Origin of the sequence: Halorubrum tebenquichense DSM 14210, from assembly GCF_000337415.1 — an archaeon.
Lineage (GTDB): Archaea > Halobacteriota > Halobacteria > Halobacteriales > Haloferacaceae > Halorubrum > Halorubrum tebenquichense.
In genome coordinates, this window is record NZ_AOJD01000051.1 from 33,561 (window position 1) to 47,461 (window position 13,901).

The following is a 13,901-nucleotide window of genomic DNA, read 5'->3' on the forward strand; positions in this document are numbered from 1 at the left end:
GGTTCATCGATACAAATGGACTTTAATCGATCGACGCGCGGCCGCGATGTGATCGGTCGCCGGTGCGCTGGGGACACCGACCGCACCGCCGTCTCGAGGCACGCGCTCGCACGCGATCCGGGGAACGAAGCCGTTAAGGGCGAACCGCGGGTACTGCCGATAACTCGCTGGTGCGGACACAGCGGGCACTCGCCGCCGGGACCGCCGTCGGATCGACCGACGCGCGTCCCGGGACGAGACGACATGTGGCCCCTCGCGGCTGAATCGCAACCGTCCGCGGACACACAATGGCACGAAGCTTCTACTCGCACATCAAGGAGGCGTGGCGGTCCCCCAAGGAGGGGAAACTGGCTGAGCTGCAGTGGCAGCGCAAACAGGAGTGGCGCGACGAGGGCGCTATCGAGCGCATCGAGCGCCCCACTCGGCTGGACAAGGCCCGCGAACTGGGCTACAAGGCCAAGCAGGGCGTCATCGTCGCCCGCGTGAGCGTTCGCAAGGGCGGTTCGCGCAAGCAGCGCTTCAAGGCCGGTCGCCGCTCGAAGCGGCAGGGCGTCAACCGCGTCTCGCGCCGCAAGTCGATCCAGCGCATCGCCGAGGAGCGCGCCTCGCGGAAGTACCGCAACCTCCGCGTGCTCAACTCCTACTGGGTCGGTGAGGACGGCTCGCAGAAGTGGCACGAGGTCATCCTCGTGGACCCCGCCCACCCCGCGATCGAGAACGACGAGGAACTGAACTGGATCTGCTCGGACGACCACAAGGGCCGCGCGTACCGCGGTCTCACCTCCGCCGGCACCAAGGGCCGCGGCCAGCGCAAGCGCGGCAAGGGCACCGAGAAGACGCGCCCGAGCGTCACCTCGAACGACCGACAGGGCAAGTAACCCGGCCCGCGGTCGACGACACCCGCTTTTATTCCCGACTCGCTCTCGCCGCCCAGCCGCGGCACCGGATCCGCTCGACGCAAGAGCAAAGACAACGCGTCACATACTAACGGTACTACGTGGCGATTCACCGGTGACCGCGAGCAACCCCATTCCCCTCGACGAGTTCGCGACCGCGGTCGAGTCGCTCGACAGGGACGCGCTCGCGACGCTCGTCGGCGAGACGTACGCGGCGACCGCCGACGGCGCGACGGTCGACCCGCCCCGCGTCACGGTGTCGGACGGCGATCGGCGGACCGAGATTCACGTCGTCGCGGCCGCTGATGAGCCCCTGCCGGACGGGTCGGTCGACGCCGTCGCGGTCGCGGGCGGTTCCCGCGAGTCGCTCGACGGCGAACCCCTCGGCGACGCGGTCGAGGTCGTCACTCCCGGGGACCTCCGGGAGCGCCTCCTGTACGCCGCGCCGCCGGCGGACGCGAACGCGCTCGCCGAGCGGGTCCTCGGCGTTCCGGTCCGCTCGACCGAGTACGACGACGTGGCGGCCGCGGGTTCGACGGCGGACGGGTCGACGGCGGGCGGGTCGACGGGCGACGAGGCGGCCGACGGAACGACCGTAGACGGGGTGGCCAGCGGTACGACGGCCGATAACCCCGCGGACGAGACGATGACGACCGCCGGGGGAACGACCGATGAAGCGACCGTCGGCGGAGTGAGGACCGCCGGTGCGGCGGCCGGCGACGCGACGCGCCGAGACGGTCCCGGACCGCGGCCGCGTTCGCCCTCCCGAACCGATGCTGGGGAACCCGCCGACGCGGCGACGGAACGGACGTACCCCCGGACCCTCCTCGCGGCGGTCGCGGTCGTCGCGCTCCTCGCCGCGGGCGTCGGGGGTGCCCTCGTCGGCACCGCCGTCGGATCGGACGGGTTGGACGGCTTCGCGGGCGTCGGCGGCGGAGAGTCGACCGAGCCGTCGCCGACTGGGTCGGACGCGGTCGGGCCGGGCGGCGCGGCCGGCGGCGGAGGCGGAACCGGGGACAGCGACGGAGACGACGGCGGTTCCGTGGACGGCGTCGACGGCGAGCCCACGGACGGGCCGACCGACGAAGTCGCCAGGAACACCGCGGCCGTCCCCACCTGCGAGCGGTCGGCGCTTCAGGTCGTCCAGATCCAACTGAACGCGCTCCGGTACGACGACAACGCGACGAACGACGGCGTGCGGACCCTGCGGGCGTTCGCGTCGCCGGAGAACCGGGCGACCGTCGGCTCGGTGGACGACTACGCCGCGCTGTTCGAGACGGAGCGGTACGCGCCGATGCGCACGTACGACACCGCGGCGTACTCGGTGCCGGCGGTCGACGGCGGGACGGCCGAGGTCGAGGTCGTCACCCGCGAGGGCGGCGACGTAACCGGCCGGTACGCGTTCCGGCTCGAACTCATCGACGGCGGGAGTCAGGGGACCGACGACGCCCTCGGCGACGTCGACGGCTGCTGGATGACCGACTCGGTGGCGGCGTCGACAGAGTGAGCGCGGCGGGGTCGGAGTAAACGCGGCGGGGTCGGGATCGAAAACGCCTCCGCCGGCGTCGACGGGGCGGGCCGAACCTTCGGGAACACGGTTATATCCGCGCCGGCACAGGTGACGCACATGAGCCTCTCTCTCGACGCGACCCAACTCGACCGCTACTCCAGACACGTCATTTTGGACGACGTCGGTCCCGAGGGACAAAAGCGGCTGCTCGACGGCCGCGTCCTCGTCGTGGGCGCGGGCGGGCTCGGCGCGCCCGCGATCCAGTACCTCGCGGCCGCCGGCGTCGGCACCATCGGAATCGTCGACGACGATGTCGTCGAACGCTCGAACCTCCAGCGGCAGGTCATCCACGGCGACGGCGACGTGGGGCGCACGAAGGTGGACTCGGCCGCCGACTTCGTCGCCGACCTCAACCCCGACGTCGACGTGGAGAAACACGAGACCCGGCTCGACGCGAGCAACGCCCGCGAGCTGATCGCCGACCACGACGTGGTCGTCGACTGCTCGGACAACTTCGCCACTCGGTACGTGGTGAACGACGCCGCGCGGATCGAGGAGGTCCCCGTCTCTCACGGCGCGATCTACAAGTTCGAGGGGCAGGTGACGACGCTCTCGCCCGACGGCCCCTGCTACCGCTGTCTGTTCCCCGAGCCGCCGGAGCCGGGGACGGTCCCGGACTGTGCCAGCACGGGCGTCCTCGGAGTCCTCCCGGGGACCGTCGGCTGCCTCCAAGCGACGGAGGCGGTGAAGCTGCTCATCGGGGTCGGCGACCCGCTCGTCGGCCGGATGCTGTTCTACGACGCGATGGACCTCTCGTTCGAGACGGTGCCGTACGCGCGCAACCCGGACTGTCCGGTGTGCGGCGACGACGGCATCGAGGCGCTCGACGGGATCGACTACGCGGCCGGCTGTCGGGTCGACGTCGCCTGATCGGTCTCGCTTCGACCGCTCCCTTCCCGACTGCTCTCGCTTCGACCGCCCTTATTTCGCCCGCTCACAGCGACCGGTCGGTCATCGCGGTCCCAGCCGTGACCCCGGCCTCCTCGTCGACGAACCCCGAGCGCGCGCACCACCGACAGTACTGGTAGCCGGCGCGGTTCTCGGCACCGCAGTGCCGGCAGACGACCGTCTCGCCGTCCGCGTCGAGCGGCGGCGGGTCGCGCGGCTCTCCCGCCTCGTCCGTCGTATCGGGGCCCGCGCCGGACGCGGTCGCGGGCGTCGAACCGGGATCGACCGGCCCTGCGTCGCGGTCGGCGTCGGACGACCGCGTCGCCGCCGAGCCGAACAGCTCCGCGATGTCGCGGTCGCGCCGGACGAGCACCCACATCACCGCGAGGTTGACCGCCGCCACGCCGACGAAGACCGCGGCGAGCGGCAGGAGCTGATCACCCGTCATACGTGTCGTGTTACCATTCGAAAGTCTTGTGTCTGACGGTGGTCCCGCTAGGCCGGCTTCGACCGGCCCCGCCCGGCTCGCTCCAGAGTACTCTTGAGGCCGCCGGGCGAAGTCGCACTCGCATGAAAGAGACCATCCACACGGACGACGCGCCGGCGGCGGTGGGCGCGTACAGTCAGGCGACGACCGACGGCGACCTCGTGTTCACGGCCGGGCAGATCCCGCTGACGCCCGACGGCGACCTGCTCGACGACGCGTCGATCGCGGTCCAGACGGAGCGCGCGCTCGACAACCTCCTCGCGGTGCTGGAGGAGGCGGGCGCGTCGCCCGAGGACGTGCTCAAGACGACGGTGTTCCTCGACGACATCGACGACTTCGACGAGATGAACGAGACGTACGCCGGCTACTTCGACGAGTCTCCGCCGGCGCGATCGGCGGTCCAGGCGGGCGCGCTCCCGAAGGGCGTCGGCGTCGAGATCGAGGCCGTCGCGGTCGTCGAGTAGATGGCCGACGGCGGCGAGGAGTCGGCGGCGACGCCCGGCGCGCCGGCCACCCCGCGCGCCAGAGCGCGGTCCGCGGCGCTGTGGGGAGCCGTCGGCGGCTTCGCGTTCCTCGCGCTCGCGCAGGGATACCGGCTCCTCGGTCCCGGGTCGCTGCCGATCGGCGTCGGCGGGCAGGCGCTCGTCGCGTTCGCCGTCGCCGCGGCGTCGGCCGGTATCTCCTACGCCGCCGAGGTGCGACTGCGAGCGAAAAGAAGGACTTAACAGTCGCACCGGAGTATCACCGGGTGAGCCAGGATGGCCGAGTGGTAAGGCGCACGCCTGGAAAGCGTGTTCCCATCCGGGATCGGGGGTTCAAATCCCTCTCCTGGCGTTTTCGACGAACAACACGGCGAGCGGAGCGAGCCGTTCGTCGAAACCCGAGATTGAGGGATTTGAACCCTATCAGTCGCGCGCAGCGAACGGAGTGAGCGAGCACGTCTGATTTCGGTTCAAATCCCTCTCCTGGCGTTTCTGTCGACGCCGACTGCGAGCGAGGAGCGACAGCGACGAGCGAGTACTGCGACAGCGAAGCGTCTGCGGATTTGAACCTTATCAGTCGCGCACAGCGAACGGTGCGAGGTGTGAGCACGTCTGATCTCGGTTCAAATCCCTCTCGTGGTTCTGCCGGGGCCAATGCGGACACCTCCGAAGCCCCAGCCACGAGGCGGGCGTACGCTCGTTGCGCTCCTCGCTCAGTCGCTCCGCTCCTTCGCTACGGTGCTTACGTCGCCTACGCCCGCCTCGTGGCTGCCCCTTCGAGTCCCGCCCCGCACAGCACCGCACCTCACGCCTCCCCAGCCTCGTCGCTCGCTCCGGGCTCCCTTCGGTCGCCCGTCCACTCGCGACTCCCTCGCGCGTGCTCCTCGCGGCCGCCTTCGGCGGCGCGCTCGGAGGCACGCGCCACCGGATATTCATAAAGAACTGTCGCCGCCGGAGCTGGTGGTTTAAATACCGCATCCTCATTGCCGCGTGACTCGTCCGCGTACCGACACAAGATTCATATGTGTGGGTATATTTGGCACGGGTGACGATGCCAGACACGAAATCGGGCCGCGAGCGGAAAGGGAGGAACAAGCGCCGCCAACTCGAGAACCACCTCGCACGGCGCGAACTCGACGCGGACGACGAACCGCCGGAACCGTACGCGGAGCCCACGGACGCGGAGTTCCTCGCGGAATCCGACGACGCGGCCCGGTGACGGTCACGCGCCGACCCGTCTTTTGAGGGCCTTCGACCCCGCGCCTGCCGCCGATCTCGCGTCGCGAAAGCTTTAGACCCGGGAGCGGCGTATCTCGGCGCAATGAGTCGCGGCCCCGAACTGATAATCACGGAGAAGGACAACGCCGCGCGGCGCATCGCCGACATCCTGAGCGGCGAGTCCGCGACGGCGGAGCGGACCAACGACGTCAACGTCTACGAGTGGGGCGGCAAGCGGTGTATCGGCCTCGCCGGCCACGTCGTCGGCGTCGACTTCCCCGCCGAGTACAACGACTGGCGCGACGTCGAGCCGGTCGAGCTGATCGACGCGCCCGTCACGAAGACGCCCACGCAGAAGGGGATCGTCGCCGCGCTCCGGCGGCTCGCCCGCAACGCCTCCCGCGTCGTCATCGCGACCGACTACGACCGCGAGGGCGAGCTCATCGGCAAGGAGGCCTACGAGCTGGTGCGCGAGGTGAACGAGGACGCGCCCGTCGACCGCGTGCGCTTCTCCTCGATCACCGAAAACGAGGTGCAGGAGGCGTTCGCGAACCCCGACGAGCTCGACTTCGAGCTCGCGGCCGCCGGCGAGGCCCGCCAGACCATCGACCTCACCTGGGGGGCCGCCCTCACCCGATTCCTCTCTTTATCCGCCCGTCAGCTCGGCGACGACTTCATCTCCGTCGGCCGGGTCCAGGGCCCGACGCTCAAGCTCATCGTCGACCGCGAGCGGGAGATACAGGCGTTCGATCCGGAGTCCTACTGGGAGCTGACCGGCGAGCTGGCGAAGTCCGGCGGCGACCCCTTCGAGGCGCGCTACTTCTACCTGAACGACGAGGGCAACGAGCGCGAGCGCGTCTGGGACGAAGGCGTCGCCGAGACGCTCACCGAGGCGCTCGACGCCGCCGACGGGGCCACCGTCGACGACGTGACGCGACGGACCCAGACCGACGACCCGCCGACGCCGTTCAACACCACCGCGTTCATCCGCGCCGCGGGGTCGATCGGCCACTCGGCGCAGCGCGCCATGTCCCTCGCGGAGGACCTGTACACCGCGGGCTACGTCACCTACCCCCGGACCGACAACACGGTGTACCCCGACGACTTGGAGCCCGAGGAGCTGATAGCCGACCTCGCGGAGTCGTCAACGTTCGGGACCGACGCCGCGAGCCTGATCGACGACGACGACCGCGAGATCGAGCCGACCGAGGGCGACGAGGAGACGACGGACCACCCGCCGATCCACCCGACCGGCGAGCTCCCCTCGGCCTCGGACCTCTCCGACGACGAGTGGGAGGTGTACGAGCTGATCGTCCGCCGCTTCCTCGCCACCTGCGCCGACCCGGCCACGTGGGAGCGGCTGCGCGTCGTCGCGCTCGCGAACGGGGACGCGACCCCCATCGCCGAGCGCGCGGACGGGCTCGCCGCGCTGCGGGACCCGGACGACGCGGCGACGCCCGCCGACCTCGTCGCCGACGGGGGCCTGCGGCTGAAGGCCAACGGCAAGCGGCTGCTGGAGGCGGGGTATCACGAGGTGTACCCGTACCGGTCCAGCGACGAGCGGATCGTCCCGGACGTCGAGGTCGGCGAGACGCTGTCGCTGTCGGACCGCGCCACCGAGGGGAAAGAGACCCAGCCGCCCCGCCGCTACGGCCAGTCCCGCCTCATCGAGGAGATGGAGAAGCGACAGCTCGGGACGAAGGCGACCCGCCACCGCACGATAGAGAAGCTGTACGACCGCAACTACGTCGAGAGCGACCCGCCGCGGCCGACGCGGCTCGCGGAGGCGGTCGTCGAGGCCGCCGAGGAGTTCGCCGACCGGATCGTGAGCGAGGAGATGACAGCCCAGCTGGAACGGGACATGGCGGCCATCGCGGCCGGCGAGAAGGAGTACGAGGACGTGACGGCGGCGTCCCGCGAGCTGCTTTCGAGCGTGTTCGACGACCTCACCGAGTCGCGCGAGGCGGTCGGCGACCACCTCCAGGACTCGCTGAAGGCGGACAAGACGCTCGGTCCCTGTCCGGAGTGCGGCTCGGATCTCCTCGTTCGGAAGTCGCGACAGGGGTCGTACTTCGTCGGCTGCGACGGCTACCCCGACTGCGAGTACACCCTCCCGCTCCCCTCGACGGGCAAGCCGCTCATCCTCGACGAGACCTGCGAGGACCACGACCTCCGGCACGTGAAGATGCTCGCCGGCCGGAAGACGTTCGTCCACGGCTGCCCGCAGTGTAAGGCCGACGAGGCGGACGAGCAGGAGGACGAGGTGATCGGCGCGTGTCCCGAGTGCGGGGAGGGCGCGGCTTCGCCGCGCGACGGAGGCGGTGGAACCGCCGACGCCGGCGGCGACCTCGCGATCAAGCGGCTCCGCTCCGGCTCCCGGCTCGTCGGCTGCACGCGCTATCCCGACTGCGACTACTCGCTACCGCTCCCGCGGCGCGGCGAGATCGAGGTGACCGACGAGCGCTGCGAGGAACACGACCTCCCGCACCTCCGGGTCCACTCCGGCGACGAGCCGTGGGAACTGGGCTGTCCGATCTGTAACTACCGCGAGTTCACGGCCCGGCAGGAGGGGTCGGAGCTTCAGGCGGTCGAGGGGATCGGCGAGAAGACGGCGGAGAAGCTGAAGGACGCCGGCATCGACGGCGTCGACGAGCTCAAGTCGGCCGACCCGGACGACCTCGCGGCCGACGTCGACGGCGTGGGCGCGGACACCGTCCGCGACTGGCAGGTGAAGGCGGACTGACCGGTCTCCGGTCGAGAGCCGACGGGCGTCCCGGCCGACGATCGACGCGCGTCTCGGCCCGCACCCCTCCCGGGTCGCCGCGACCCATAAATCCATAAACACATATGCGCGGAGTGTCTCGATCACCGACAGATGGGAGACCGCGACGCGGACCCCCCGACCGACGACCGGCCGTCGTCGAGCGGGGCCGCCGACCCGAACGGGGCCGTCGACGCGACCGGAGTGCTCCGGGCGTTCGTCGAGGCGGTCCCGACCGCGACGCTCGTGTGTGACCCCGACACGCTGGCGATCCGCGCCGCGAACCCCGCCGCGGTCGACCTCCTCGGCCACGACCGCGGCACGCTGACGCTGATGGGCCTCCCGGACGTGGGCGAGACCGACCGCACCGTCGCCGGGGAGCCGCTCTCGGAGGTTGCCGCCCGGGCTTCGAACGCCGGCGGGTCCGTCCCCGACGACGCCCGGACCGAGCGGTTCGAGTGGGACGTCCGGATCGGCGACCCGGGGCTCCGGGTCGACGCGGCGCTCCACACGGCGACGATCGCCGGCGACGAGTGGCTCGTCGTCGGGTTCTCGGACGCGACCGCGCGCGTCGCGGCGGCGAACGAGCGCGACGCCGAGCGGCGGCTGGTCGACGCGCTCGCCGGGACCGTCCCGCTCGCGCTGTTCCGGTGTACCGAGGAGGGGACGCTCTCGCGGTGGAACGGCCGGCTGGCGTCCGACTCCGGCTACGAGCCGGCTGCGCTGTCCGGGACGGCGCTCACGTCGCTGTTCGACGAGGCGACGCGCGACGCCGTCAGCGAGGCGCTCTCACGGGTGTACCGCGACGCCGACCCCGCCGCCTGCGAGGCGCGGCTGCTCACCCGCTCCGGCGAGCGCGTCCCCTACCGGCTCTCTATCGGTCCCGTCACCGACGGTGACCGGGTCGTCGGCGCGGTCGGCGTCGGCGAGGACGTCACCGAGGCGTCGCTGCGAGAGGAGCGGCTCGCGGTGCTGACGCGCGTGCTGCGCCACAACTTCCGGAACGACCTCAACGTGGTGACGGGGTTCACCGCCCGCGCCATCGAGGCGATCGACGACCCGGACCTCACCGCCGAACTTCAGCGGGTCGTCGACACCGCCGAGCGGCTGTTGCGCCTCGGCGAGACGTCCCGGAAGGTGGAACGGTTGCTCTCGCAGCGGCCCTCGCCGCGCCCCGTCGCGCTCGCCCCCGCGGTCGACGCCGCGCTCGAATCGCTCGACCCGGCGATCCACGACCGGGCCGCCGTCGAGGTCGACGTCCCCGGGGAGCTCGTCGTCTCCGCCGTCTCGTTCCTCCCCGAGGCGATCACCGAACTCGTCGACAACGCGATCCGGCACAACGACGCCGACGAGCCGCGAGTCCGGGTCTCGGCCGCCGAGCTCCCCAGCGAGTCGTGGATCTCTCTCGTCGTCGCCGACGACGGGCCGGGGATTCCCCCCGCAGAGCGCGCCGTCCTCACCGGCGAGGAGACGCCGCTCGAACACGCGAGCGGGCTGGGCCTCTGGTACGTGAACTGGATCGTCTCGGCCGGCGGCGGGACACTCGACATTGCCGAGAGCAAGGCCGGCGGGAGCCGAATCGAACTGTCGCTTCGCGCCGCGGAGGGCCCGCCGTCCGACGACGCGGAACTGTTCAGTCCGAGCGAGCGGGACGCCTGACGCGCTCCGCCGCCCCGCTCGCGGCCGGAGCGCCCGACCGGTCGGGGGCTCAGTCGACGAGCCGCAGTTCGTCGCCGACGCTCACCGACTCCGCCGCGCCCGCCGGAAGTTCGACGACGGTGTCGGCGCGACCGCGGCCCAGCCCGACGAACGGGGCGAGCCGCTTTTTCGCCGCGACCTCGCCGTCGACGAGCCACACCGCGTCGATGGCGAACGGCACGAACAGCATGTGGAGCCACTGCGTGTCGGCCTCGTCGAACGGGAACACGAGGGCGTAGTCGTCCGTGATCGACCGGCGGAACATCAGCCCCCGCGCCTGTTCGAGCGTCGAGCGCGCGACGTCGACGTCGCTCGCGAGGACGGTCTCGGATCGGTCGGTCGCCGCGGCGGGACGGTGAACGAGTCGCACGCCGGACACCTCACCCCCGCCGAATAAATAGCCTCTCGTTCGGTCGACGCCGCGTCCGTCGACCGCGCTTCCCGCGTGACCGGCCGCTTAGCTCGCGTTGCCGTACGTCTCTTCGAGGTACTCGACGATGTCGTCGCTCTCCGGCATCCCCTCGACCCCGTGCTCCTCGTCGACGAGGACCGGCACGCCCGTCTGTCCGGAGACCTCCTCGACCTCGGTGCGCTCGCTGTGCGAGCGCGGCACCATCACCGAGTCGTACTCCAGACCGAGGTCAGAGAGCTTCGTCTTCACCTTCGCGCAGTACGGACAGCCCTCCAGCTCGTAGAGTGTCAGGTTCGTCATCACCGACTCGTACGGTGCGGATCCGTAAAGAGGTGCGGCCGCGGATGCGCGGGCCGCGCACGGGCGACCGCCGCGGTCGGCCCGGGTCGGAGCGCGTCGTCCCGGTCCGGTCGGTCGTTTCGATGTGGCGGTCGCTGTCGACTGTCGCGCGAAACGGGGGAGAAAACGGAGCGTGTGAACGGCAGTGGTTATCGAGCGGTCATCGCTGCGGCGGTTGAGGTTGGTTCTTCCGGAACCTCGCCTACATCGCGCCGCCCATACCGCCCATGCCGCCCATGCCGCCGCCGGGGGCACCGCCCTCGTCGTCGCCGCCGGCGGTCGAGAGGTCGCCCGCCGAGATGATGTCGTCGATTTTTAACACGAGGTTCGCGGCCTCGGCCGCGGAGGCGATCGCCTGCTCCTTGGCGTGGGCCGTCTCGACGACGCCCGCCTCGGCCGTGTCGACGACCTCGCCGGCGAACACGTCGAGCCCGGCGTGCTCGTCGCCGGCCTCGTGGGCCGCGCGCAGGTCGACCAGCAGGTCGATCGCGTCGAGGCCCGCGTTCTCGGCGAGCACGCGCGGGATCAGCTCCAGCGAGTCCGCGAACGCCTCGACCGCGAGCTGCTCGCGGCCCTCGACGGAGTCGGCGTAGTCGCGCAGCCGGCGCGCGATCTCGACCTCGACCGCGCCGCCGCCGGGCAGGGTCCGCCCGTCGGAGACGGTCGTCGAGACCACGTCGATCGCGTCCTGAATGCCGCGTTCGAGCTCGTCGACGACGTGCTCGGTGGTGCCGTACAGGAGGAGCGTGACGCCGTGGGCGTCCTCGCCCTCGACGTAGAACAGCTCCTCGTCCGCGTCGCGCTCGACCGAGCCGACCGCGAGGTCGTCCGCGGAAAGCGAGTCGAGGTCCGTGACGATCGGCGCGTCGAGCACGTTCTTCAGGAAGGTCAGGTCGGACTTCTTCGTGCGGCGGACCGCCAGAATTCCCTCCTTCGCGAGGTAGTGCTGCGCGAGGTCGTCGATCCCCTTCTGACAGAAGACGACGTCAGCGCCGGACTCGACGATCGTGTCGACCTTCTCGCGGAGCTGCTCTTCCTCCTGATCGAGGAACTTCTGGAGCTGGTCCGGGGAGTCGACGTTGACGGAGGTGTCGACGTCGGCCTCCTCGACCTCGATCGGGTCGTTGAGGAGCAGGACGTTGGCCGACTCGAAGTCGGTCGGCATGTCCTCGTGGACGGGGTCCTTGTCGATCGCCGCGCCGGTGAGCAGGCGGGACTCGCCCGCCGCCCGACCGGTGCGGGTCTCGATGTTGAGGTTCGCCAGGTCGACCACGTGGGAGCCGTCGTCGGCCGCGACGGTGACGCCCTGTACCGCGCGGACGACGAGGTCGGCGAGCACGTCCTTGTCCAGCTCAGCGCCCTTGCCGGTCATCGACGTCTCGGCGACGTTCCGGAGGGTCTCCGTGTCGTCGGGGTCGACGGCGGTGGCGACCTCGTCGACCTGCTCGCGGGCGTACTCGCTCGCGAGGTTGAACCCCTTGATCACCGCGGTCGGGTGGATGTCCTGTTCGAGGAGGTCCTCGGCGTTTTTCAGCAGCTCGCCCGCGATGGCGACCGCGCTGGTCGTCCCGTCGCCGGCCTCGTCCTCCTGGGTCTCGGCGACTTCCACGACCATCTCGGCGGTCGGGTTGTCGATGTCCATCGTCTGGAGGATGGTGACGCCGTCGTTGGTGATGGTCACGTCGCCCATCGAGTCGACGAGCATCTTGTCCATCCCCTTCGGTCCGAGCGTCGAGCGGACGGATTCGGCGACGCCGCGCGCCGCGGAGATGTTGTACTCCTGTGCGTCCTTGTCCTGGACGCGCTGGGCGTCCTCGCCCATAATGATCATCGGCTGGCCCTGCTGCATTCGCTGACTCATACAGCGTTTGATTGATTGTGATTCTATATAAATCTCTCGGTGAGCGGCGAACGGATGCGAGCGATCGCCGCCGAGGGTTGCCGTCGAAAACCGCACTACAACGCGGCCGTCGTCGCCTATCCGTGTGGGGAGTTACCATTGAACTTCGTCCGGCAGCGACGGCCGGTTCGAGGTCGTTTATATACGAACGGCTCGGTTCGATGCTCTCGGTCGCTCCCGAGCCGTCTCGGCCCTCTCGGTCGCCCCAGCCTCACCCCGGCAGCCCGCCGGCCAAGAGCGCGGCGTCGACGAGCAACAGGACGGCCAGAGCCCCGCTCGCCAGCAGGTAGGGGCGCGCGACCGTCGCCAACCGGGCGGCCCCCGGCGCGTTCCCGGCACCGTCGAGCGCCTCGGTCGGGAACCCCTCGGCCATATACGTCCCCCACCCCACGTCGGGGTCGGTCTCCCGACGCATTCGGAGGACCCCCAACTCGACGAGTCCGTTCATGACCCCCCACAGCGACAGCATCGCGAGGACCGCCCACCCACGCGACGTGCCGGTCAGAAGCTCCAGCGGCCGGTAGAGCAGCCAGATGAGGTACGCCCCGGTGAGCGGCAGCGCGACGCCGGTCCAGCGCGTGACCATGAGGAGGCGGTGCGCGGCGTCGGCGAACGACTCCCGGGACAGCGCGCCCTCTCGCGCCCGCGGGAGGACCGCGTAAACGACGAACAGGACGGCCCCGGTCCAGAAGGCCCCCGACAGCACGTGCGCGGCGTAGGCGGCGGTTCGGATCACGTCACGCCCTGCGTCCGACGGCCCCATAAATCCCCGACGCGAGTCCCGCCGCCCCGGTCACGGCAGCGACAGCGTCCCCTCGTACCGGTGCGTGTCGTCGACGGTCCCGCGGTACTCGTAGGCCTCCGGCGGCCCGATCCCCCACTCGCGGAGCCGCTCGTCGATCCCGTCGACGTACGTGGCGAGGAACGAGCCGCGATCGCGGAGGGTCGGCGGCGCTCGCGCGTGTTCCGTCTCGAACCGACAGCGGGCGGTCCGGCCGTCCCCGTTCGCGGTTATCCGAACCCGGAGATCCGATCGAAGCCGTTCCCGGACGGCCGGCGGGTCCCCGCGGAGGTGCCCCTCGCCGAACGCGTCGACCGCGGCCAGCGCCTCGTTCGGGACGTGGTTCACGCGGAGGGATACGCCCCCGCGACACGAGTCACTTGCCCCGGCGGCTCGGACGCGACTCGCTCCGGGTCCGCCCGTTCGGACGGTATCATATTTATAAGCGAATATTCGGCGTCCACTTTCT

14 protein-coding genes and 1 tRNA gene are annotated in these 13,901 nt (G+C 70.7%); 9 read left to right on the plus strand and 6 right to left on the minus strand.

Annotation, left to right across the window (positions count from 1 at the left end; translation table 11 throughout):
• The first annotated feature begins 287 nt into the window (after positions 1-287).
• From C472_RS09300 to ubaA, 3 genes are all read left to right on the plus strand, one after another.
• Positions 288-878 (plus strand): 50S ribosomal protein L15e, encoded by a 591-nt coding sequence (locus C472_RS09300; protein ID WP_006629572.1) that lies wholly within the window; start codon positions 288-290, stop codon positions 876-878.
• A 133-nt stretch (positions 879-1,011) separates the two neighbouring features.
• Positions 1,012-2,403 (plus strand): hypothetical protein, encoded by a 1,392-nt coding sequence (locus C472_RS09305; protein WP_006629573.1) that lies wholly within the window; start codon positions 1,012-1,014, stop codon positions 2,401-2,403.
• Positions 2,404-2,523: 120 nt separating this feature from the next.
• Positions 2,524-3,336: an SAMP-activating enzyme E1 gene (ubaA, locus tag C472_RS09310; protein ID WP_006629574.1), complete on the plus strand. Its 813-nt coding sequence runs from the start codon at positions 2,524-2,526 to the stop codon at positions 3,334-3,336.
• A 64-nt stretch (positions 3,337-3,400) separates the two neighbouring features.
• Here ubaA and C472_RS09315 read toward each other — a convergent pair whose 3' ends face one another.
• A complete protein-coding gene (locus C472_RS09315) occupies positions 3,401-3,802 on the minus strand; it encodes a DUF7577 domain-containing protein (RefSeq protein ID WP_006629575.1) in 402 nt (133 codons plus the stop codon).
• A gap of 122 nt (positions 3,803-3,924) precedes the next feature.
• On the opposite strand from C472_RS09315, the gene C472_RS09320 reads away from it, so the two are divergent.
• The 6 genes from C472_RS09320 to C472_RS09340 all read left to right on the plus strand — a co-directional run bounded on the left by C472_RS09320 (position 3,925) and on the right by C472_RS09340 (position 9,961).
• Complete coding sequence (locus tag C472_RS09320; RefSeq protein WP_006629576.1) at positions 3,925-4,305, plus strand: RidA family protein; 381 nt, start codon at positions 3,925-3,927, stop codon at positions 4,303-4,305.
• Complete coding sequence (locus tag C472_RS09325; RefSeq protein ID WP_006629577.1) at positions 4,306-4,566, plus strand: hypothetical protein; 261 nt, start codon at positions 4,306-4,308, stop codon at positions 4,564-4,566.
• 27 nt (positions 4,567-4,593) lie between these two features.
• Positions 4,594-4,675: transfer RNA gene (locus tag C472_RS09330), tRNA-Ser, on the plus strand.
• 699 nt (positions 4,676-5,374) lie between these two features.
• Complete coding sequence (locus tag C472_RS17540) at positions 5,375-5,542, plus strand: hypothetical protein (protein WP_006629578.1); 168 nt, start codon at positions 5,375-5,377, stop codon at positions 5,540-5,542.
• A gap of 102 nt (positions 5,543-5,644) precedes the next feature.
• A complete protein-coding gene (locus tag C472_RS09335) occupies positions 5,645-8,284 on the plus strand; it encodes a DNA topoisomerase I (RefSeq protein WP_006629579.1) in 2,640 nt (879 codons plus the stop codon).
• Positions 8,285-8,416: 132 nt separating this feature from the next.
• Positions 8,417-9,961 carry a PAS domain-containing sensor histidine kinase gene (locus C472_RS09340; protein ID WP_006629580.1) on the plus strand — a complete coding sequence of 515 codons (1,545 nt, stop codon included), beginning with the start codon at positions 8,417-8,419 and terminating at the stop codon, positions 9,959-9,961.
• Between the two features lie 49 nt (positions 9,962-10,010).
• Here the strand turns inward: C472_RS09340 and C472_RS09345 are convergent, their stop codons facing one another.
• The 5 genes from C472_RS09345 to C472_RS09365 form a co-directional block, all read right to left on the minus strand.
• The gene (locus tag C472_RS09345; RefSeq protein ID WP_006629581.1) at positions 10,011-10,379 is read right to left on the minus strand and encodes a DUF192 domain-containing protein; all 369 of its coding nucleotides are present in this window, start codon (positions 10,377-10,379) and stop codon (positions 10,011-10,013) included.
• A 78-nt stretch (positions 10,380-10,457) separates the two neighbouring features.
• Complete coding sequence (locus C472_RS09350; protein WP_006629582.1) at positions 10,458-10,712, minus strand: glutaredoxin family protein; 255 nt, start codon at positions 10,710-10,712, stop codon at positions 10,458-10,460.
• Positions 10,713-10,953: 241 nt separating this feature from the next.
• Positions 10,954-12,600 carry a thermosome subunit beta gene (gene thsB, locus C472_RS09355; RefSeq protein ID WP_049906503.1) on the minus strand — a complete coding sequence of 549 codons (1,647 nt, stop codon included), beginning with the start codon at positions 12,598-12,600 and terminating at the stop codon, positions 10,954-10,956.
• Positions 12,601-12,862: 262 nt separating this feature from the next.
• The gene (locus C472_RS09360; protein ID WP_006629584.1) at positions 12,863-13,387 is read right to left on the minus strand and encodes a hypothetical protein; all 525 of its coding nucleotides are present in this window, start codon (positions 13,385-13,387) and stop codon (positions 12,863-12,865) included.
• A 57-nt stretch (positions 13,388-13,444) separates the two neighbouring features.
• Positions 13,445-13,780 carry a hypothetical protein gene (locus C472_RS09365; RefSeq protein WP_006629585.1) on the minus strand — a complete coding sequence of 112 codons (336 nt, stop codon included), beginning with the start codon at positions 13,778-13,780 and terminating at the stop codon, positions 13,445-13,447.
• Positions 13,781-13,901: the final 121 nt, after the last annotated feature.

Bases quoted from the DNA above. Each gene is read 5' to 3' on its own strand.
- C472_RS09325 (WP_006629577.1), top strand. From the start codon at position 4,306: ATGGCCGACGGCGGCGAGGAGTCGGCGGCGACGCCCGGCGCGCCGGCC.
- C472_RS09300 (WP_006629572.1), top strand. From the start codon at position 288: ATGGCACGAAGCTTCTACTCGCACATCAAGGAGGCGTGGCGGTCCCCC.
- C472_RS09350 (WP_006629582.1), bottom strand. From the start codon at position 10,712: ATGACGAACCTGACACTCTACGAGCTGGAGGGCTGTCCGTACTGCGCG.
- ubaA (WP_006629574.1), top strand. From the start codon at position 2,524: ATGAGCCTCTCTCTCGACGCGACCCAACTCGACCGCTACTCCAGACAC.
- C472_RS17540 (WP_006629578.1), top strand. From the start codon at position 5,375: ATGCCAGACACGAAATCGGGCCGCGAGCGGAAAGGGAGGAACAAGCGC.
- thsB (WP_049906503.1), bottom strand. From the start codon at position 12,600: ATGCAGCAGGGCCAGCCGATGATCATTATGGGCGAGGACGCCCAGCGC.
- C472_RS09320 (WP_006629576.1), top strand. From the start codon at position 3,925: ATGAAAGAGACCATCCACACGGACGACGCGCCGGCGGCGGTGGGCGCG.
- C472_RS09340 (WP_006629580.1), top strand. From the start codon at position 8,417: ATGGGAGACCGCGACGCGGACCCCCCGACCGACGACCGGCCGTCGTCG.
- C472_RS09315 (WP_006629575.1), bottom strand. From the start codon at position 3,802: ATGACGGGTGATCAGCTCCTGCCGCTCGCCGCGGTCTTCGTCGGCGTG.
- C472_RS09335 (WP_006629579.1), top strand. From the start codon at position 5,645: ATGAGTCGCGGCCCCGAACTGATAATCACGGAGAAGGACAACGCCGCG.